The sequence below is a fragment of the Paucilactobacillus vaccinostercus DSM 20634 genome (assembly GCF_001436295.1).
Taxonomy (GTDB): Bacteria; Bacillota; Bacilli; order Lactobacillales; family Lactobacillaceae; genus Paucilactobacillus; species Paucilactobacillus vaccinostercus.
On sequence record NZ_AYYY01000005.1, the window covers coordinates 33,035 to 53,141 of the forward strand.

The 20,107-nt window shown below is 42.0% G+C and carries 19 protein-coding genes; 17 read left to right on the forward strand and 2 right to left on the reverse strand.

Annotation, left to right across the window (positions count from 1 at the left end; all coding sequences use genetic code 11):
• Nucleotides 1–3: 3 nt before the first annotated feature.
• From infB to ribF, 4 genes are all read left to right on the forward strand, one after another.
• The gene (gene infB, locus FC26_RS00875; protein ID WP_057777161.1) at nucleotides 4–2,520 is read left to right on the forward strand and encodes a translation initiation factor IF-2; all 2,517 of its coding nucleotides are present in this window, start codon (nucleotides 4–6) and stop codon (nucleotides 2,518–2,520) included.
• A gap of 23 nt (nucleotides 2,521–2,543) precedes the next feature.
• Complete coding sequence (gene rbfA, locus FC26_RS00880; RefSeq protein WP_057777162.1) at nucleotides 2,544–2,900, forward strand: 30S ribosome-binding factor RbfA; 357 nt, start codon at nucleotides 2,544–2,546, stop codon at nucleotides 2,898–2,900.
• An 83-nt stretch (nucleotides 2,901–2,983) separates the two neighbouring features.
• A complete protein-coding gene (gene truB, locus FC26_RS00885; RefSeq protein ID WP_057777163.1) occupies nucleotides 2,984–3,889 on the forward strand; it encodes a tRNA pseudouridine(55) synthase TruB in 906 nt (301 codons plus the stop codon).
• Nucleotides 3,890–3,917: 28 nt separating this feature from the next.
• A complete protein-coding gene (gene ribF / locus FC26_RS00890) occupies nucleotides 3,918–4,880 on the forward strand; it encodes a riboflavin biosynthesis protein RibF (RefSeq protein ID WP_057777164.1) in 963 nt (320 codons plus the stop codon).
• Nucleotides 4,881–4,916: 36 nt separating this feature from the next.
• On the opposite strand, the gene FC26_RS00895 is transcribed toward ribF, so the two are convergent.
• Entirely contained in the window at nucleotides 4,917–5,288 is a 372-nt protein-coding gene (locus FC26_RS00895) for a hypothetical protein (protein ID WP_057777165.1), read from the reverse strand.
• A gap of 113 nt (nucleotides 5,289–5,401) precedes the next feature.
• On the opposite strand from FC26_RS00895, the gene hrcA reads away from it, so the two are divergent.
• The 13 genes from hrcA (at nucleotide 5,402) to FC26_RS00955 (ending at nucleotide 19,123) form a co-directional block, all read left to right on the forward strand.
• Nucleotides 5,402–6,445, forward strand: a complete 1,044-nt coding sequence (gene hrcA, locus FC26_RS00900) for a heat-inducible transcriptional repressor HrcA (RefSeq protein WP_057777166.1) — start codon at nucleotides 5,402–5,404, stop codon at nucleotides 6,443–6,445.
• 12 nt (nucleotides 6,446–6,457) lie between these two features.
• The gene (grpE, locus tag FC26_RS00905; protein WP_057777167.1) at nucleotides 6,458–7,039 is read left to right on the forward strand and encodes a nucleotide exchange factor GrpE; all 582 of its coding nucleotides are present in this window, start codon (nucleotides 6,458–6,460) and stop codon (nucleotides 7,037–7,039) included.
• 29 nt (nucleotides 7,040–7,068) lie between these two features.
• Nucleotides 7,069–8,922 carry a molecular chaperone DnaK gene (dnaK, locus tag FC26_RS00910; protein WP_057777168.1) on the forward strand — a complete coding sequence of 618 codons (1,854 nt, stop codon included), beginning with the start codon at nucleotides 7,069–7,071 and terminating at the stop codon, nucleotides 8,920–8,922.
• Between the two features lie 147 nt (nucleotides 8,923–9,069).
• Entirely contained in the window at nucleotides 9,070–10,209 is a 1,140-nt protein-coding gene (gene dnaJ / locus FC26_RS00915) for a molecular chaperone DnaJ (RefSeq protein ID WP_057777169.1), read from the forward strand.
• Nucleotides 10,210–10,336: 127 nt separating this feature from the next.
• Nucleotides 10,337–12,175: a translation elongation factor 4 gene (lepA, locus tag FC26_RS00920; protein ID WP_057777170.1), complete on the forward strand. Its 1,839-nt coding sequence runs from the start codon at nucleotides 10,337–10,339 to the stop codon at nucleotides 12,173–12,175.
• 486 nt (nucleotides 12,176–12,661) lie between these two features.
• The gene (locus FC26_RS12650) at nucleotides 12,662–12,832 is read left to right on the forward strand and encodes a hypothetical protein (RefSeq protein WP_157060995.1); all 171 of its coding nucleotides are present in this window, start codon (nucleotides 12,662–12,664) and stop codon (nucleotides 12,830–12,832) included.
• Nucleotides 12,833–13,143: 311 nt separating this feature from the next.
• A complete protein-coding gene (locus FC26_RS00925; RefSeq protein ID WP_083483712.1) occupies nucleotides 13,144–13,500 on the forward strand; it encodes a hypothetical protein in 357 nt (118 codons plus the stop codon).
• A 121-nt stretch (nucleotides 13,501–13,621) separates the two neighbouring features.
• Nucleotides 13,622–14,581: a 50S ribosomal protein L11 methyltransferase gene (gene prmA / locus FC26_RS00930; protein WP_057777171.1), complete on the forward strand. Its 960-nt coding sequence runs from the start codon at nucleotides 13,622–13,624 to the stop codon at nucleotides 14,579–14,581.
• A gap of 10 nt (nucleotides 14,582–14,591) precedes the next feature.
• Complete coding sequence (locus FC26_RS00935; protein ID WP_057777172.1) at nucleotides 14,592–15,341, forward strand: 16S rRNA (uracil(1498)-N(3))-methyltransferase; 750 nt, start codon at nucleotides 14,592–14,594, stop codon at nucleotides 15,339–15,341.
• A 3-nt stretch (nucleotides 15,342–15,344) separates the two neighbouring features.
• Nucleotides 15,345–15,683: a hypothetical protein gene (locus FC26_RS00940; protein WP_057777173.1), complete on the forward strand. Its 339-nt coding sequence runs from the start codon at nucleotides 15,345–15,347 to the stop codon at nucleotides 15,681–15,683.
• Nucleotides 15,684–15,763: 80 nt separating this feature from the next.
• Nucleotides 15,764–17,998: a RelA/SpoT family protein gene (locus tag FC26_RS00945; RefSeq protein ID WP_057777174.1), complete on the forward strand. Its 2,235-nt coding sequence runs from the start codon at nucleotides 15,764–15,766 to the stop codon at nucleotides 17,996–17,998.
• Nucleotides 17,999–18,025: 27 nt separating this feature from the next.
• Nucleotides 18,026–18,463 carry a D-aminoacyl-tRNA deacylase gene (gene dtd / locus FC26_RS00950; RefSeq protein WP_057777175.1) on the forward strand — a complete coding sequence of 146 codons (438 nt, stop codon included), beginning with the start codon at nucleotides 18,026–18,028 and terminating at the stop codon, nucleotides 18,461–18,463.
• A gap of 36 nt (nucleotides 18,464–18,499) precedes the next feature.
• Nucleotides 18,500–19,123, forward strand: coding sequence for an HAD-IA family hydrolase (locus FC26_RS00955; RefSeq protein ID WP_057777176.1), 624 nt, complete (start codon nucleotides 18,500–18,502; stop codon nucleotides 19,121–19,123).
• Between the two features lie 121 nt (nucleotides 19,124–19,244).
• Here FC26_RS00955 and FC26_RS00960 read toward each other — a convergent pair whose 3' ends face one another.
• The gene (locus FC26_RS00960) at nucleotides 19,245–20,093 is read right to left on the reverse strand and encodes a fructosamine kinase family protein (RefSeq protein WP_057777177.1); all 849 of its coding nucleotides are present in this window, start codon (nucleotides 20,091–20,093) and stop codon (nucleotides 19,245–19,247) included.
• Between the last annotated feature and the right edge of the window lie 14 nt (nucleotides 20,094–20,107).

Sequence of the window (20,107 nt, forward strand, 5' to 3'; positions counted from 1 at the left end):
CTAATGGGAAAAGAAAGAATTTATGAATTAGCTAAGGAACTCAAGGTTGAAAGTAAGGATGTCCTTGATGTTGCTAAGAAAAAAGGCATGAGTGTTAAGAACCATATGTCATCAGTTGATGAACAACAAGCGAAGGAGCTTCGTTCAGCACTGGGTTCCAAAAAAGCTCAAACAACGTCGACAACCAACAACCATTCAAATAATACGCACAGTCAACATCCTGTTAGAAGTCATGAACCAGCGAAGTCATCGACGACTAGCAGTCAAACTAATGGGCATAGTAATCAGACGCGGCCACATTCAAATAATGGTCAACAACGACCACAAAACCGAAGTAATGGTAATAACAATAACCATCGTTCGGATGGTCAACAACGTCGGAATTCTCAGAGTGGCAATGGTCAAGTAAATAACAACCACCGTCGCGATAATAGTACTTCGACAAAACCAAGCACGACTAACAATAACAACCATCGTTTTTCAAACAATGGTTCACAACGGGCTAACGATCAACGTACTAATAACAACGATCGTCGCGGACAAAACAACAATAGCCGAAATAATGCAGGGAGTAACAATGCTGGCCATCAACATAATAATAGTAACGGCGGCCGCTTTGGTGGAAGTTTGAAGAATAATAACAATAGTAAGTACAATCGGAACAATAACCGATTCAATAAGAAGAATAAAAAGAAAAACAAGAATCAACGAATTCGTGAGACGAATAACAAGCCAGTTGCTGTTCGTAAAGATCGTCCGTTACCAGAAACCTTAATTTATTCAGTTGGGATGAATGCGCAGGATTTGGGTAAAATTTTGCACCGGGAACCAGCCGAAATCGTTAAGAAACTCTTTATGTTGGGTGTCATGGTTAACCAGAACCAGTCGTTAGATAAGGATACAATTGAAATCTTAGCTGCCGATTATGGCATTGAAGCCCAAGAAAAGGTAGAGGTTGACGTTGCTGATATTGATAAGTTCTTTGATGAAGAAGAAAAGAATACCGATCATTTAGTATCACGGCCTCCAGTTGTCACGGTCATGGGACACGTCGATCATGGTAAAACGACATTGCTTGATAAGTTACGTCATACCCATGTTACTGAAGGTGAAGCTGGTGGGATCACGCAAGCAATCGGTGCTTATCAAGTTAAGTACAACGACAAAGAGATCACGTTCCTTGATACACCCGGGCATGCTGCCTTTACTGAAATGCGGGCTCGTGGTGCCAATATCACTGATATTACTGTTTTAGTTGTTGCGGCTGACGATGGTGTCATGCCACAAACGGTTGAAGCAATTAACCATGCCAAGGCTGCCGGAACTCCAATTATTGTTGCTGTTAACAAGATTGATAAGCCAGGTGCTAATCCATCACACGTTACTGAACAATTAACGGAGTACGGGTTAATCCCAGAAGACTGGGGTGGCGATACCATCTTTGTTGAAATTTCAGCTAAGTTTGGTAAGAATCTTGATGAATTGCTCGACATGATCTTGCTTCAAGCCGAAGTGATGGAATTAAAGGCCAATCCAGATCAACACGCCGCTGGTTCTGTGGTTGAAGCCCGTCTTGATAAGGGGAAGGGTTCAGTGGCGACCTTATTGGTACAACACGGAACGCTCCACGTTGGTGATCCAATCGTTGTCGGTAATACTTATGGGCGTGTTCGGACGATGACCAACGAACGTGGCCGTCGTATTAAAGAAGCAACACCTTCAACACCAATTGAAATTACTGGATTGAGTGATGTGCCAGAAGCTGGGGATCGGTTTATTGTCTTTGAAGATGAAAAGACAGCCCGTGCTGCCGGTGAAGAACGTGCTAAGCGAGCACTTGTAGCGGAACGTGCTAACACGAACCACGTCACACTCGACAACTTGTTTGACTCTCTTAAAGAGGGTGAGATGAAGTCTGTTCCTGTCATCATTAAGGCAGATGTTCAAGGTTCTGTTGAAGCCCTAGCACAAAGTCTGAAGAAGATTAAGGTTGATGGTGTGAAGGTTGACATTATCCATACAGCTGTTGGTGCGATTAATGAAAGTGATGTAACCTTGGCAGAAGCTTCAAACGCGATTATCATTGGATTTAACGTTCGTCCAACGCCACAAGCTAAGTCTCAGGCTGATAGTGGTAGCGTTGATATTCGCCTACACCGTGTCATTTACAATGCCATTGATGAGGTTGAATCGGCCATGAAGGGGATGCTTGAACCAGTATACGAGGAACAAGTTACTGGCGAAGTTGAAGTACGTGAACTATATAAGGCTTCGAAGGTTGGTACAATTGTCGGTGGAATGGTCACTTCTGGTGCCATTACCCGTGATGCCAGCATCCGTTTGATTCGTGATGGCGTTGTCGTGTATGAAGGCAAGTTAGGAAGTTTGAAACGCTTTAAAGACGATGTTAAGGAAGTTAAACAAGGCTATGAGCTTGGTTTGACGATTGAAAACTTCAATGATGTTAAGGTCAATGATGTGATTGAGTCATACATTATGAAAGAAGTTCCGGTTAAGTAGGTTAACTTTTAAGGAGGAAACCAATGCCAGATAAACGTTATCGTGTCGGACGCTTAAGTCAAGAAATTCAACGTGAAGTTGACGATATTTTATTGAAGCGGGTCAGAGATCCACGGGTACAAGGCATTACCATTACGGGTGTTGATGTAACGGGCGATCTACAACAAGCAACGATTTTTTATAGTTTGCTATCTGATAAGGCTTCGGATGGTCAGAAGGCGCAGACCGGTCTTGAAAAGGCGACTGGATTAATTCGTAGCGAACTTGGTTCACGTCTTAATATTTTTAAGACCCCAGAGCTGATTTTTGAACGTGATCGTTCAGTACAGTATGGTTCGCGAATTGATCAACTAATCAATGAAATGCATAAGCGTGACTAAAATAAAAACAATCATTTGTTTTAACACAGATGATTGTTTTTATTATGCTATAATATTAGCTTAGTTGGAGGAAAGATAAAGTTATGGACGGAATAATTCCACTGTATAAAGAACGCGGCATGACGAGTCATGATTGTGTTAATCAATTAAGAAAAATTTTACACACGAAGAAAATTGGTCATTCGGGAACGTTGGATCCGAACGTCGATGGTGTTCTACCAATTTGTATTGGTAAGGCGACTAAGGTCGTTGAGTATTTGATGGCATCAGGAAAACAGTATCGAGGACAATTACTGATTGGTAAAATGACGACGACCGAAGATTTGGATGGCGAGGTGGTTGAGACTGCGTCAGTTGATCGTCCCATCGAAGTCGAGAAAATCGAACATCAGATGCAGACGATGACGGGGCTAATTACCCAAATTCCCCCTATGTATTCAGCAGTTAAGGTTAATGGCCGTAAACTGTATGAATACGCACGAGCCGGAGAAACAGTGGTTCGCCCGGAAAGACAAGTGATGATTACTAAGTTTGAATTAACTAGTAGTCATTATGATTCAGTCCAACATCAGCAAACAGTTTCCTTTGTTGTTGAGTGTAGTAAGGGAACATACGTGAGAACCTTAGCAGTTGATTTAGCGCGTCACCTAGGGTATCCGGGTGTTATGAGCGATCTAACACGACTTAAGAGTGGCGGCTTTAGCTTAGACCAAGCCAAAAGCTTAGCGGAAATTGAAGCAGCAGTTGCGACTGATTCGTTAAATGAAATCATGTTCCCACTGGACTATGCGTTGGATGAATTTCCACGCGTGACGATTACGGGCGACATATGGGCCGGTGTTAAGAACGGAATTTGGCTCAAGCTTAGCGAGGTGCCTGTCGACGACCCAATCGTTGCGATTGAATTTGATCATCAAATTCGAGCACTTTACCAGAAAAATACACAACATGCTTGTTATCAGCCACTGAAAATGTTGAACTTAGATTAGTAAAATGAGTAATAAAGGAGACTTCATCTTGCAGGTCATTAATATTAGACATCCATTTAATCCCGATCAAATTCCTACCGGGAAAGTTGTTTTGGCAATGGGCTTTTTTGATGGTGTTCATCGCGGACACCAAGCAGTCATTGAACAAGCTAAAAAAATTGCTCAGCAAAAGCAACTACCTTTGGCAGTGCTGACCTATGATCACCAACCAGCAATTGTCTATCAGGCCAGTAAGAAACGAGTTACGTACCTTTCGACCGTTAATCGTAAGTTGGATCTGCTACAACAACTGGAGGTTGACCTAGTCTATGTTGTTAGTTTTACTTCTGCTCTATCAGCACTAAAACCACAAGAATTTGTTGATCAGTACATGATCGGTTTTCATGCGGATACGGTGGTGGCCGGGTTTGACCACACATATGGGCCGAAAACGGTGGCCACGATGCAAAACTTGCCGCGCTACAGTCAACAACGATTTGATATTGTAGAAGTTCCAGCACAAATGGATAAGCGATTAAAAATTAGTTCATCAAGAATTCGACAGACTATCGATAATGGGGATATGGTATTGGTCAATGACTTGTTAGGCTACCGCTATCAAACAACAGGGGTCGTTGTTCATGGGGAAGCGCGTGGTCGAACGCTTGGCTTTCCGACTGCTAATGTTGAATGGCCAGAAGAAGAACGAATGCCGAGTGTCGGTGTCTATGCGGTGCAATTACAAATTGGTGATCGCTGGTACGATGGCATGGCATCAATTGGTTATAATGTTACTTTTGGTGATCAGCGGCCGAAGACGTTAGAGATCAATCTCTTTGACTTTAAACAGATGATCTATGGTGAAAACGTGAAAGTTCGATGGATTGCGCGATTACGGGATGAGATTAAATATACAACCGTTGAGGCGTTGATTGAACAGTTGGAGCATGATGAGCTGAATACTAAACATGCATTAGCACAAGCGAGGCAGCAAACATATTCTTTGATATAAGAAACAAAAAATTCGAGCAAATTTGCTCGAATTTTTTTAATGGCGGGATGATCGGTGCCCGCTGGTTGAATTATTCTTAATAACATGGCGCTTGAATTGTACAGTGTTTTCAGCCGCAAATTTAAAGTGCTTCATTTTAGCGTGGAAGGGCTGGTTTGTCATTCGGGTTCGAGTCCATGATTGCATGAGCTGAATCATGGTGGTTAGGGCTGCTAATTGTGCGGCATTGTTTTCGCGAACAGCCTCTTGGTAAATATCTCCCTGCAAGCGACCAATTAAATTTTGGTGGTAACTGAGTAGTTCTTGCGTCAGAGGTGCATGGCGGTATTGATTAAACAATTTTTCGATTGTCATCATTGCATCGTGTACGTTTTGTGGTTGAACGTAGCGCTGATTTTTATGTTTCATTAGAAATCCTTTCTAAAATAGTGTCTTTTCTTGACTTTCATTCGGGTGGTTGGTATATTATACATTGTGTTTAGCACTTAGAACCTTCGAGTGCTAAAAAGGAAGTGATAATGATGTTAACACAGCGTCAAGATGCGATCCTGCAAGCGATTGTACGCCAATATACCGTTACCGGTCAACCGGTCGGGTCAAAAGTTTTAGCGCAACATTTACCGATGAAGGTTAGTTCAGCAACGATTCGAAATGAAATGGTAGACCTTGAAGAACAGGGGCTACTCGTTAAAGAACACTCGTCGTCTGGTCGGATTCCGTCGACTCAAGGGTATCGTTACTATGTCGATCATCTTCTTGATCAAAAGATGGTTATTGATAATAATGATATGGCAATTATTCGTAATTCATTTGGATCTAATTTTCATAAAATTGATGAAATTGTCTCACGGTCAGCCGATATTCTTTCTGATCTGACGTCGTTCACGACCTTCACCTTGAAACCTGAGCAAAAACATGCTCGCCTGAGTGGCTTTCGTCTGGTGCCGTTAGGAAACCATCAAGTGATGGCGATCTTGGTTACCGATACGGGGGATGTTGAGAATCAGACCTTCGCCATTCCTCGAGATATGAATACCGAGGAGTTAGAGGCCGTCATTCGGTTAATTAATGATCAGCTCGCGGGGCTACCGTTGGATGAAGTTTTAGTGCGACTGCAACGAGATATTCCGATGCAGGTTGTGCAGTATATGCATAGTCCTGACGGCTTACTGGGGATTTTTGATAGCATTTTATCACATGCGGCATCCGAACGATTTTTCGTTGGTGGTCGAATGAACCTACTTGGTTTTTCGCATAATCATGATCCCAATGATTTACAGGAACTGTATGGCATGCTTGATAAAAATGAGAACCTGTCACAATTCCTTGATCCTGAGGATGATGACATTCATGTTCGAATTGGGAGTGAAATTTCAAACAAGTTATTGGATGACTTTAGTTTGATCACCGCAACCTATGACGTGGATCAGTATGGCAAAGGTATTATCGCTGTGTTAGGACCAACACGAATGCCATATTCACGAACTATCGGCATTGTCAGTGCCTTTCGTCAAGAATTGGCGCGTCAATTGTTAGATTATTATCATCATTATTATGATCAGTAGGAGGAATGTTAAATGACTGACAAACAAGCCGATCAAGAAAAACAACAAGCGGCTGAGCAAGCACAATCTGAAGATGTAAAACAGACAGATGATCAAGCAACTGCGGCCGATGACCAATCGGCGGATCAAGTATCTGATGAACAAAAGAAAATTGATGAATTAAAGCAAAAAGCGGACGACTTTGAGGATAAATACTTGAGAGCCGAAGCTGAAATTCAAAATATGAATGGCCGTTTTAAAAAAGAACAGGCCCAAATCCTTAAGTATGACGGTCAATCTTTAGCAAAAGATATTTTGCCAGTGATGGATAATCTAAAACGGGCCCTGGAAATTGACGTTGATGACGAGAGTGGACAACAGTTGAAAAAGGGCATTCAAATGGTTCATGATCATCTTAGTGAGGCACTGACTAAGAATGGTGTTAAAGAGATTGAATCATTAAACCAAAAGTTTGATCCATCCGTTCACCAAGCTGTTCAAAGTGTTGCCGTTGAAGGTGATCAAAAGCCAGATACGGTTGTGAAGGTTTTACAGGCCGGTTATCAGCTCCAAGACCGGGTTTTACGTCCGGCAATGGTTGTCGTTGCACAATAATAAATGACTAAAAGAAGAGGTAATTAAATATGGCAAGTAATAAAATTATCGGAATTGATTTAGGAACTACTAACTCAGCAGTTGCTGTGATGGAAGGTAGCGAACCAAAGATTATCACTAACCCAGAAGGTAGTCGGACAACACCATCTGTTGTTTCATTTAAAGATGGCGAGACTCAAGTAGGGGAAGTTGCTAAACGTCAAGCAATCACAAACCCCAACACAATTGTTTCAATTAAGAGCCACATGGGCGAAGCAGATTATACTGTCGAAGTTGAAGGCAAGAAATATACCCCTCAAGAAATTTCAGCAATGATCTTACAGTACTTGAAAAAGTATGCTGAAGACTATTTAGGCGATGAAGTTAACCAGGCCGTTATCACAGTTCCTGCATACTTCAATGATGCACAACGTCAAGCAACTAAAGATGCTGGTAAAATTGCCGGTTTGGAAGTTAAGCGAATTATCAATGAACCAACGGCATCATCCTTGGCATATGGTCTTGATAAGCAAGACAAAGATGAAAAGATTTTGGTTTACGATCTTGGTGGTGGGACGTTTGATGTTTCTGTCCTTGAATTAGGGGATGGCGTTTTCCAAGTACTCTCAACTAATGGTGATACACACCTTGGTGGTGATGATTTTGACCAAAAGATCATTGACTGGTTAGTTGATGAATTCAAACAAGAAAATGGCGTTGATTTAAAGCAGGACAAGATGGCTTTACAACGGTTGAAAGATGCTGCTGAAAAGGCGAAAAAAGATTTGTCTGGTGTAAGTGAAGCTCAAATTAGCTTACCATTTATCTCTGCAGGTGCCGCAGGCCCATTGCATTTGGAAAAATCATTATCACGGGTTAAGTTCAACCAATTAACTGTGGACCTTGTTGAAAAGACAAAGCAACCCGTTCTGAATGCCCTGAAGGATGCCGGATTATCATTCAGTGAAATTGATGAAGTAATCCTTAACGGTGGTTCAACTCGGATTCCAGCTGTTCAAGATATGGTTCGTGATTTAACGGGTAAGGAACCTAACCACTCAATTAACCCTGACGAAGCGGTTGCTTTAGGTGCTGCCGTTCAAGGTGGTGTGTTGACTGGTGATGTTAAAGATGTTGTTCTCCTTGATGTCACACCACTTTCATTAGGAATTGAAACCATGGGTGGTGTCTTCACGAAGTTGATTGACCGTAACACCACAATTCCAACTTCAAAGAGCCAAGTTTTCTCAACTGCCGCAGATAACCAACCGGCTGTTGACATCCACGTTTTACAAGGTGAACGGCCAATGGCTGCTGACAATAAGACGTTAGGTAACTTCCAGTTGACTGATATTCCAGCTGCCCCACGTGGCGTTCCTCAAATTCAAGTGACATTCGATATCGATAAAAACGGGATTGTTAATGTTTCTGCGAAGGATATGGGAACTAATAAGGAACAAAAGATTACGATCAAGAGTAATTCAGGATTAACTGATGAAGAAATTGAACGTATGAAGAATGAAGCTAAGGAAAACGAAGAAGCCGACAAGAAGAAACGTGAAGAAGTTGACTTGAATAACGAAGTTGACCAACTTTTGTTCCAAGTTGATAAGACCTTGGAAGATTTGAAGGGTAAGGTTTCTGACGAAGAAGTCAAGAAGGCTGAAGATGCACGTGATGCATTGAAGAAGGCTAAAGAAGACAACAACGTTGAAGAAATGAAGACTAAGAAAGATGATCTGAACAAGATTGTCCAAGATCTTTCCGTTAAACTTTATCAACAAGCACAACAGGCTCAAGGTGGTGCTGATGGTGCCGCCGACGATAAGGGCGACAAATCAGGCGACGATGGTAAGACTGTTGACGGTGACTTCGAAGAAGTTGATCCAGACGACAAGAAGTAGTGTTTGTCTAGACGCCGCTTTTGCTAAGGAATAGTGTTATTTAAATTAGATTTAGTGAAGGCCAAAGGACATTTTGTGGACTTTGGCTTTTACTTCGTCTAACAAAATGTGGTATAAATAATGCAGTAATTGTTTTGGAGGACCATAATGGCAGAAAAAGATTATTATGATGTTCTGGGTGTGTCTAAGGATGCCTCGCAGGATGAAATTAAAAAAGCATATCGGAAGCTCTCCAAAAAGTATCACCCGGATATCAATAAAGAACCGGGAGCAGAGCAAAAGTTTAAGGACGTTAACGAGGCCTACGAGATGCTTAGTGACGGACAAAAAAGACAGCAATACGATCAGTATGGATCAGCTGGACCACAAGGCCAAGGGTTTGGTGGCTTTGGCGGCGGTCAAGACTTCAGTGGTTTTGGCGGCGGTGGCGGTTTTGATGACATCTTCAGTCAGTTCTTTGGTGGCGGTGGTGGCCGTCGGCGCGATCCGTCGGCACCACAACCAGGACGCGATCTACAGTATACGATGACGCTTAAATTTGAAGAAGCAATCTTCGGTAAAACGACCACTATCAAGTATAATCGTGATGCGCAATGTGAAACTTGTCATGGTACAGGGGCTAAGGAAGGCACTTCTCCCGTGACCTGCTCGAAGTGTGGTGGCCGCGGTGTGATTGATGTGATTCAGAATACACCGCTGGGCCGGATGCGGACACAAACGACCTGTGATGTTTGTGGTGGTACAGGAAAAGAAATTAAAGAAAAATGCACTACTTGCGGTGGCTCCGGACATGTTGCACAGCGCCATGAACTAAAGGTGAATGTTCCCGCCGGTGTTGACGATGGTCAACAAATGCGGTTACAAAATCAAGGGGAAGCTGGTGCCAATGGAGGCCCATACGGTGATCTTTATATCATTTTCCATGTAACGCCGAGTCGTGAATTTCGTCGTGATGGGGCTGATATCTACTTTGATCAACCGATTAGTTTTTCACAGGCAGCCTTAGGGGATGAAATTCAGGTTAAAACGGTTCATGGTGACGTTAAACTAAAGGTCCCTTCTGGAACGCAAACTGAAACTAAATTCCGCTTACGTGGTAAAGGTGCTCCTAAACTCAACGGTAAAGGGAATGGTGACGAGCACGTGACCGTTCGCGTTGAAACACCGAAGAACCTCAACAAACGGCAAAAAGAGGCCCTCACGGCTTTTGCTGCTGCTAGTGGCGAACGCGTTTCGGGTGTTAAAAAAAGCGTGTTTGACAAGTTAAAAGATGCTTTCGATGATTAATCAAATGAATTAAGGGTGTGGCTGTGCTGTCACACTCTTTTTTGAGTGGGTTTTGGATATAGATTGAGATGTATGGAAAGCATTGTTATACTTAGAAGAGTGAAACACGGAGAAAGTGAGTTTAACGATGAATTTACAGGAAATGAAAGAACGACAGAAACATATTCGCAATTTTTCCATTGTTGCCCATATTGATCATGGAAAATCAACATTGGCCGATCGAATTCTTGAATTGACGGATACGGTATCTAAGCGGGAGATGCAAGATCAACTGTTAGATACAATGGATTTGGAACGTGAACGGGGCATTACGATCAAACTAAACGCGGTGGCATTGAAGTATCATGCAAAGGATGGTGAAACGTACACCCTTCACTTAATTGATACTCCTGGTCACGTGGACTTCTCTTATGAGGTTTCACGATCATTGGCTGCCTGTGAGGGTGCCGTATTGGTAGTCGATGCGGCTCAAGGTGTCGAAGCGCAGACGCTGGCCAATGTTTATTTAGCAATCGACAATGATTTGGAAGTATTGCCGGTAATCAACAAAATTGATTTACCATCGGCAGAACCTGAAAAAGTGCGGCAACAAATCGAGGATGAAATTGGAATTGATGCCTCTAATGCGGTTTTGGCGAGCGCCAAGGCTGGAATAGGTATTGAGGATATTTTGGAGCAAATTGTTAAAAATGTGCCGGCCCCCGATGGCGACCTAACCGCGCCACTGAAAGCGTTGATATTTGATTCAGTGTACGATGATTACCGTGGTGTGGTTCTTAGTGTGCGAGTCTTTGAGGGAACCGTGAAGGCGGGTGATCGGATTCGACTTGTCAATGGTGGCACTGAGTATGATGTTACTGAAGTCGGCGTTAATTCGCCCAAGCCGTTAGCAACCGAGATGTTGATGGCGGGTGATGTTGGTTACATTACGGCTAGTATCAAGGATATTCAGGATACTCAAGTCGGTGATACCGTTACCGATGCTAAAAATCCAACGGATAAGGCATTAGCGGGTTATCGAAAAATGACACCGATGGTATATTCAGGTCTTTATCCGACCGACAATGCTAAGTTTAATGATTTACGGGAAGCACTCGAAAAATTGCAACTCAATGACGCGGCCTTAACTTTTGATCCGGAATCGTCCCAAGCATTGGGATTTGGTTTTCGCTGTGGCTTTTTGGGACTATTGCATATGGATGTTGTCCAAGAGCGTTTGGAACGTGAATTTAACCTAGATTTGATTACGACTGCGCCCTCTGTCACATATCGTATCGATTTGGCAGACGGTACACAAAAAGCGGTGGATAATCCAGCTGAAATGCCAGATGCAGCTGCTATTAAAACAATTAATGAACCCTATGTTAAGGCACAGATTATGGTGCCAAATGATTATGTTGGTGCTGTAATGGAACTGTGTCAACGTAAACGTGGGATCTTTGAAACAATGGAATATCTGGATGATATTCGGGTGAATGTTATTTATCATATTCCGTTGTCTGAAATTATTTATGACTTTTTCGATAAATTGAAGAGCAATACGCGTGGATATGCATCATTGGATTACGAGTTAGAGGACTATCGTGCTGGTGATTTGGTGAAAATTGATATTTTACTTAATGGTGATAAAGTAGATGCCTTGAGTTTTATTGCACACCGAAGCTTCGCCGCTCAACGGGGTCGTGAAATTACGGCGAAGTTGAAGACAATTATTCCACGACAAAACTTTGAAATTCCGATTCAAGCTGCGATTGGTGCTAAAATCATTGCTCGAACTAATATTCGAGCCTACCGAAAGGATGTTACCGCACGCATTCATACCGGTGACCCTGATCGTCGCGCTAAGCTTCTGGAGAAACAAAAGCGAGGTAAGAAACGGATGAAGTCTGTTGGTGTTGTGGACATTCCACAAGAGGCCTTTATGGCCGTTTTGCAGACGGATGAAGAAGAAACACACAAAAAATAGCGTCATATCAACGATTAAAGGACTAGCCCGATTTTAGAGTTAGTCCTTTTTAGTGTTTTGGCTCCATTTTGGCTTTATGTTGATAAGATACCCAGGATTTCATAAGTTTTAGCAAATTAATCAACATTTAACCCGTGAAGTTACATTTTTTCATGTTGATGTGATGTAATAAATTTTAAAAATAGGTGACATCAAATCATGTAATCCGTTAGAATAAAGAAGAATCAGTTTTTTTGCTAGATTTTACTGATTTAACTAACCATCCATTCGGATGCAGTGTTTTTTCTGCGCACTTCCCAAGAGTGCAAGTTGCAACATACTAGACAACCCTTAGCCGGGGCTGTCTTTTTTCTACCATTAGTTAAGTACAAATGCTGAAAGATTAGTATTTTAGTGGTTATTGATTGCATTTTTGGAAAACATCATATAGTATTACTTATATAAATAATAAGCTGCTTTCGCGATTGACCATAGGAGGTTTTTACTATGAAAAAACCGGAAAAGAAGACAGACGCAAGTACTCGGCGTGCTGACAAGCGAACGAGCGAGACAGATGCTCCTGAAAAGGTAATCAAGAACACACATAACCATGCACCGGCACACCGTGCTCAGAAGCATTTGATTCACACAGAAGCAAAACGAAAAAACGGAATTTAAATCGCAACTTTTACTTAAAGTCGACAAAAGTCGGCTTTTTCTATTGGTGAAAGCAGATATGAAATAGGGACAATTCACACTAATCTAATTAAATCGGTTAAACTGCGCTAAATGGAGAATAATTATGGTAAACTAATCCTATTAGTGAACCAGATTACAAGGTGGGATTAAGAATTTGATAATTGTAAGTATTGCGATCAAAAATATTTCACAAAAAAAGGGTTTACATGTTACAGTTAATAAAGTATGATATTAACTTAAAAGTTAATCGGTAGGAGGTGATTACCATGCTAAACAAAACCAAACAATTCATGCGTAAACATGACTTGAAATACAAAAAAGAATATATTCGACCGATGATGATTTCACAACATGTTTATGTTTTCACTTTTGGGAAAAATGAATTGAATAATCGGGTAATCATTCGTTACTCCCATACATGGACAGGACGGTTGAAAATCAATGAAATTGATCTTCGACTGCATCGCCAGCATCATCCACGCAAATTCAAAACTGAGGCTGAATTGGTTTCTTATCTTGAGCGCCATTTGGAGTCAAATATTTTGAAGTATGCGGATGAGCCAGCAAATTATCAAGACCTGGAACAGGTTGCTGAAAAGCGAGCTGAAGAAAAAGAGGTTGAGAAGGAAAAGTCTGAACAGGGCTAACAATTGAATAACTCGGGGGGCGTGATTAGACAATTGGTTGATCACGCTTTTTTGATTTATATGATAAAATGTAGATATTCGTTTTTCGGTGGGTTATAAAACAATACGAGGAGGACACTCGATGCAGTGGACACAAGTAACAGTTAAAACTGAAAGTGAAGCCGTCGAAGCAGTTAGTTTCATCCTAAATGATCTAGGTGCAACCGGTGTTAAAATAGAAGATGCGAAAGATTTTGAAAAATTACGGCCGGGTAAGTTTGGTGCCCACGGGGAAATTATTGATCCAAACGACATTCCCCATTTAGAAAAGGGAGCAGCTGTAACGGCCTACTATCCACAAAATATTTTTGTACCAGAAATTTTACCGACAATTAAGCAACGGGTTCTGGCACTTAAAGAATTCGGGTTAGATCCTGGTGCTGGAGAAGTAGTCACTAGCGCCGTCTCAGATGAAAATTGGGCAACCGCTTGGAAAAAGTATTACCATCCCGTCAGAGTGACGAGGCATTTAACGGTTGTTCCCGACTGGGAAGAGTATCAAGCTGCACAAGACGATGAGCGGGTTATCTATCTGGATCCGGGGATGGCCTTCGGGACTGGGACTCATCCAACAACGAAACTCATGTTGCAGGCACTGGAAATGACGCTTCGTGGCAACGAAACGGTCCTTGATGTTGGTACGGGTTCAGGTGTATTAAGCATTGCCGCACGTTTGTTGGGAGCTGCAAAGGTTAATGCTTACGATGTTGACGACGTGGCCGTTAAGTCAGCATTAGATAACATTGAGCTTAATCCTAAGGCGCAACCGATTAAAGTGGCCGCTAATGATTTATTAGCCGGCATTCATGAGCAGGTTGATGTGATTGTAGCTAATATTTTAGCTGAAATCATTATTCCATTAGTTCCGCAAGCGTTTGAGAATCTGAAAAACAATGGCTACTTTCTATGTTCGGGAATTATTGCTGATAAAATTCAAGTTGTGACGGAAGCTATTGAAAATCAGGGCTTTGTGATCGAAGAAAAAATGCAGATTAAAGATTGGTACGGGGTAATTGCGCGGAAGCCGTTGCCTGACGAATAGGTGAATTAAAGTGCAACGTTATTTTTTAAAGCAAACTAAAATTATAGATGGTGGTTTTGAGTTGTCCAGCGAGGTGGCTCATCATTTTGTGACGGTCATGCGGGCACAAGTGGGGGATTTAGCAGAATTCGTTTTGGATGATGGGGTCGAAGTTGTTGCACAGTTAATTAAAGTTGACGGAAAACGAGCTTGGGTACAGGTAGATCATGAAATAACGACGTCCAGTGAACTGCCAGTTAATGTCACATTAGCGTGTGGTGTTCCGAAGGGGGAAAAGGCACAGCTGATCGTTCAAAAGGCAACGGAACTTGGGGTCGATAAAATTATTTTTTTCGAGGCGGAACGGTCAATTTCTAGGTGGCATTCCGATCGGCGACAGAAAAAAATTGAAAAATTAGTGAAAGTTGCTCGGGGTGCGGCCGAGCAGTCGCATCGAACTGTGATACCACAAATTGTTTATCAAACCGATTTGTTACAGGCGGTCAATGAGGCTGCGGCTGAACATCAAATTGTTGCATGGGAGGAGTCGGCGAAGCAAGGTGAACAGTCAAATTTATCTCGTGTGTTTCATCAAATGCAAAACGGTGATACACTATTGGCTGTTATCGGTCCTGAGGGTGGCTTAACTGAAGATGAGATCAAGCGATTAACTGATCGTGATGTTATTCCAGCTGGATTAGGACCAAGAATACTACGAACCGAAACTGCACCATTATATTTACTGGCAGCAATTTCTTACTACTTTGAATTGGAGAAATGATCGATGACATATGGACGTAAATTTTGGCAGACACTCGATAAATCATTATTTGGATGGTCAATTATAATTGGTATTGTGCTGACGGCGCTCGGAGAGTACGCACCCTTTATCCATCGTGTGACATCCGTTATCTTACTTTTGATTCTGATAAACGGTGGCTATGCCATTTATTCTGGAATTAGAATTACCAAGCAACGGCTCGGCTGGTGGAAGCTATTTGTTTTTCCGGTATGCTACTTGATTGGTGCTTATCTATATTTGCCAAAGTACACGTATTATTTTGCGCTGGTTTATCTTGGTGTAGCGTACCTTAGCTATTCAATGACGAAACAGCAGGCATAGTTGCTATTAATTATTAGTTACATGTATAATTAATCAAACGAGAATTTGGATAAACTAATTGGAAAGCAAGTTGGTGAATAATGCCTAAAGAAAAGAATCTAACCCATGAAGATGTAAAAAATATTGTTGCTTCGTACATGAATGAAGAACATGTCAAGATGGTTGAAAGTGCCTACCACTTTGCTGAAACAGCTCACAATGATCAACGAAGAAGGTCAGGTGAGCCTTATATTATCCATCCCATCCAAGTAGCAGGAATCTTGGCCAAATTACACATGGATCCGGAGACGGTTGTGTCCGGTTATTTACATGATATCGTTGAAGATACTGGTGTCGTGTTGGAAGATGTGCGTATTTTGTTTGGTCCGGAGGTTGCCATGATCGTGGATGGCGATACAAAGCTCAGTAAAATTAAGTATAAGTCGAATAAAGAGCAGATGGCCGAAAACCATCGCAAACTATTGTTGGCGATGTCGAAAGATATTCGAGTGATGATTGTTAAATTGGCCGATCGGTTGCATAATATGCGGACACTTCAGCATTTGCGTCCTGATAAGCAACGACGCATTGCGAATGAGACACTCGAAATTTACGCGCCAATTGCTGATCGATTAGGGATTAGTACTATCAAGTGGGAACTAGAAGATCTTTCACTACGGTATTTAAATCCACAACAGTACTATCGAATTGTGCATCTAATGAATTCTCGTCGGGATCAGCGCATTGAATATATTAATCACGCGATTGAAGATATCAAACGTGCGATTAGTGATTTAGAATTGGGCGGTGATACGGAAATTTACGGACGCCCAAAGCACATCTATTCGGTATACCGTAAAATGGTAACTAAGCATAAGCAATTTAGTCAAATTTATGACTTGTTGGCCATTCGTGTGGTAGTGGATTCGATTAAGGATTGTTATGCGGTCCTAGGAGCCATTCATACTAGCTGGACACCAATGCCGGGTCGATTCAAGGATTATATTGCCATGCCAAAGGTGAATGGTTATCAGTCACTGCATACGACGGTTGTTGGTCCAGAAGGGCGTCCATTAGAGATTCAAATTCGAACCCATGAGATGCATGAAGTGGCCGAATTAGGGGTTGCGGCCCATTGGGCATACAAAGAAGGCAAGACTAACGGGGTTAAACAAAGCGAATCTGGTAAAAAGCTCAATCTGTTCAAAGAGATACTGGAACTGCAAAGTGAAAGCAGTGATGCTGATGAATTTATGCAGGGGGTACAGGGGGATATTTTTGCGGATCGTGTTTATGCGTTTACCCCCAAAGGCGATGTCTTTGAGCTACCGAAGGGTGCCGGACCGCTTGATATGGCGTACACAATTCATACTGAAGTTGGGAATAAGACAACCGGTGCTAAAGTAAATGGTAAAATTGTACCGTTGGACTATGAAATTAAGAATGGTGATATTGTCGATATTTTAACGTCGACTTCTTCAGCTGGTCCCAGTCGTGATTGGCTAAATCTAGTTTCAACACGACGCGCCCGTAACAAGATTAAGCAGTTTTTCCGGCAGGCTGATCGTAAAGAAAATATTGTCGTGGGCCATGAAATGGTGGAAAAAAAGCTTCGTGATGCCGGTTTTAATGCTCATGGAATCATGACGCCAGATAAAGAGGCTGAAGTTGCAGCACAGCTGCATTATAGTAGCCATGATGACATGTTTGCCGCTATTGGGTTCGGTGATTTACAACCTGCGGGGGTGGCTAACCGAATGTCCAAAGATGCGCGGCAACAAATTGAAAACGATAAGCAACGGCAAACAGAGCGGGCATTGTTGGAAGAACACAAAACATTGGCCGAAGATGAAGTGCACCATGAAAAGAAACGGTCAACGGCGCAGGGCGGCGTTATTATTGAAGGGGTCGATAATTTATTGGTCCGTTTAAGCCATTGCTGCAGTCCCATTCCAGGTGATGAAATTGTTGGTTATATTACCAAGGGCCGTGGTGTGTCGGTTCATCGAGTTGGATGTCCTAATATTATAGCGGCAGAAGAACATGGTGAGCGGATTATCAAGGTTAAGTGGGAGAATCCCGATGGTGATAAGACCAATTACAATGCCGATTTAGAGGTCCAAGGCTATAATCGTAATGGATTACTGAATGATGTTTTGAAGTCCATTAATAATAGTACGAAGTTCTTGAATTCGGTCAATGGAAAGGTCGATCATGATAAGATGGTGACGATTAATGCTTCCATTGGTATTCGCAATCGTGACCATTTGCAACACATTATGGATAACTTAAAAAACATTCCAGATGTTTATGTTGTAAAGCGGACAATTCATTAATTTATTCTAGTTAGGTAGGAAAATAAAATGCGCGTTGTATTACAAAAGGTTAACCATGCCCAAGTTACGATCGACCAAGAAGTTGTTGGTAAAATCGGCGTTGGTTACATGCTACTGGTCGGGTTTGCTCCGGAAGACGGAGAAGAACAATTAGATTACTTAGTTCATAAAATCATTAACGTCAGAATTTTTGAAGATGAAGATGGTAAAATGAATTTGGGCTTAAACGATGTTCAAGGTGCCATTTTGTCAGTTTCGCAGTTTACTTTGTATGCAGATACAAAGCATGGAAATCGACCTGGATTTTCGCTAGCGGCTAAGCCGGATATTGCGGAACCCCTGTATAATTTGTTCAATGAGAAGCTCAGGGCTGCTGGTGTTCACGTTGAAACTGGTCATTTTGGTGCAGAAATGCAAATTGAACTGGAAAACGATGGTCCAACGACAATTATTTACGAAAAGTAAGCTTGGCTAAGCCGAAGAAAGGGTAGGGGGAGCTTGATGTATACGACATTTTTCTGGGATTTAGATGGTACTTTGTATGACACTTATCCCAAAATGGTATTGGCCTTCGCTAAGACGCTAACGCATTTTGAAATACCAGTTGAGAAACATCATATTTATCAGCTGATGCGGCAGGAAAGTTTAGGCGTGGCATTTGATCAGTATGCGCGTGAATATCATATCCAAAGGCTGGCATTAGAAGCTATTTACTATCCACTAGAAAAACAACTGCAACATCCCCAGCTTTTTAAAGGTGTCCGTGAAGTACTACAGACAATCGTTTCGCGTGGTGGAGCAAACTATTTACTAACACATCGAAACGGTAGTTCATTAACGTTTATGGATCATGATGAAATTACGAATCTTTTTACGGACTTTGTCACAGCAGAGAATCCTTTTCCCCGAAAACCAGATCCCACTTCATTGAACTATTTATTAGATCGACATCAGGTTGATCGACAAGATGCCGTAATGGTAGGTGATCGGAACCTGGACATTGAAGCTGGACATAATGCTGGTATTGCGGGAGTTTTATTTGATCCTGATGATTTAATTCATCGAACGGTACAACCGGAGCAGAGCATTCACCAAATGTCAGAGTTGTTACCCTTGATAAAATAAGCTACTTCAAATAATTTATGTTATGTAAACTAGACACAACTAGATGCAGTTAGACTCAATACCCACGGATTAATATCAAAAAAGACATCCTTTCTTCACGTGAAGTGAAAGGATGTCTTTTTTAGTATCGACCTAAGATTCGGTCCACACTACCGCCGTATGACTCACCAAAGAGGTTTAAGTGCATACACAGATAATAGAATTGATACCACGGTAACCGGTCGTTAATGCCGGGGGTCAATGGATACTGGGCTTGGTAGGCTTGGTAAAAATGATCATCAAAACCACCAAAAATGGTCGTCATTGCAAGATCCAATTCACGATCACCGTAAAAAGCGTCTGGATCGATCAATACGGGTGTGTGATTTTGATCGAACATATAGTTACCAGACCATAGATCACCATGCAATAGACTGGGCTGGACTGGATGGCTGGCGTAGTAGTCGATGAATGCCTGCCGCATTTGGTTGAAATGGGTTTGACGCCAGGTATTCCAAACGTGATTTTGTGCAGCTGCCTGTGCGAGCATATCCAAACGCTGCTCAGTGTAGAAGAGTGTCCAGCTGGACTGCCAATGGTTATTTTTTGTTAAATTACCAGACTGATGATTGAAATCAAAACCAAATTGCTGACGGTGTGTCTGGTGGAGTCGGGCCACTGCGGTCCCCAAGTCGCTTTGACTGCCATTACTACTTGAAACCCAATTAAGTAATAGGTAGGCATCCCCATTAATTTGCCCTTTTGCAATGGGATGGGGGACTTGGACAGCAGCTTCCAGAGCAGTTAGACCGGCTTCTTCATGATCAAAGTAAGATGCTGGGTGATGAGGTTGGACCTTCAAAAAATATTTTTTCAGATCAGTGGTGATCTGGTAAGCGTCATTGATATCGCCACCACTGACAGCGACCGCTGATTGAATATGATTGAGTGGCAGTTGGGATAGCCAATTTGAATCTAAACGATTAAACATGAGTCTCATCCTTT

Bases quoted from the DNA above. Each gene is read 5' to 3' on its own strand.
- FC26_RS00945 (WP_057777174.1), top strand. From the start codon at position 15,764: ATGCCTAAAGAAAAGAATCTAACCCATGAAGATGTAAAAAATATTGTT.
- FC26_RS00925 (WP_083483712.1), top strand. From the start codon at position 13,144: ATGCGTAAACATGACTTGAAATACAAAAAAGAATATATTCGACCGATG.
- prmA (WP_057777171.1), top strand. From the start codon at position 13,622: ATGCAGTGGACACAAGTAACAGTTAAAACTGAAAGTGAAGCCGTCGAA.
- dnaK (WP_057777168.1), top strand. From the start codon at position 7,069: ATGGCAAGTAATAAAATTATCGGAATTGATTTAGGAACTACTAACTCA.
- grpE (WP_057777167.1), top strand. From the start codon at position 6,458: ATGACTGACAAACAAGCCGATCAAGAAAAACAACAAGCGGCTGAGCAA.
- FC26_RS00940 (WP_057777173.1), top strand. From the start codon at position 15,345: ATGACATATGGACGTAAATTTTGGCAGACACTCGATAAATCATTATTT.
- FC26_RS12650 (WP_157060995.1), top strand. From the start codon at position 12,662: ATGAAAAAACCGGAAAAGAAGACAGACGCAAGTACTCGGCGTGCTGAC.
- infB (WP_057777161.1), top strand. From the start codon at position 4: ATGGGAAAAGAAAGAATTTATGAATTAGCTAAGGAACTCAAGGTTGAA.
- truB (WP_057777163.1), top strand. From the start codon at position 2,984: ATGGACGGAATAATTCCACTGTATAAAGAACGCGGCATGACGAGTCAT.
- FC26_RS00955 (WP_057777176.1), top strand. From the start codon at position 18,500: ATGTATACGACATTTTTCTGGGATTTAGATGGTACTTTGTATGACACT.
- FC26_RS00895 (WP_057777165.1), bottom strand. From the start codon at position 5,288: ATGAAACATAAAAATCAGCGCTACGTTCAACCACAAAACGTACACGAT.
- lepA (WP_057777170.1), top strand. From the start codon at position 10,337: ATGAATTTACAGGAAATGAAAGAACGACAGAAACATATTCGCAATTTT.
- hrcA (WP_057777166.1), top strand. From the start codon at position 5,402: ATGTTAACACAGCGTCAAGATGCGATCCTGCAAGCGATTGTACGCCAA.
- rbfA (WP_057777162.1), top strand. From the start codon at position 2,544: ATGCCAGATAAACGTTATCGTGTCGGACGCTTAAGTCAAGAAATTCAA.
- dnaJ (WP_057777169.1), top strand. From the start codon at position 9,070: ATGGCAGAAAAAGATTATTATGATGTTCTGGGTGTGTCTAAGGATGCC.
- dtd (WP_057777175.1), top strand. From the start codon at position 18,026: ATGCGCGTTGTATTACAAAAGGTTAACCATGCCCAAGTTACGATCGAC.
- FC26_RS00960 (WP_057777177.1), bottom strand. From the start codon at position 20,093: ATGTTTAATCGTTTAGATTCAAATTGGCTATCCCAACTGCCACTCAAT.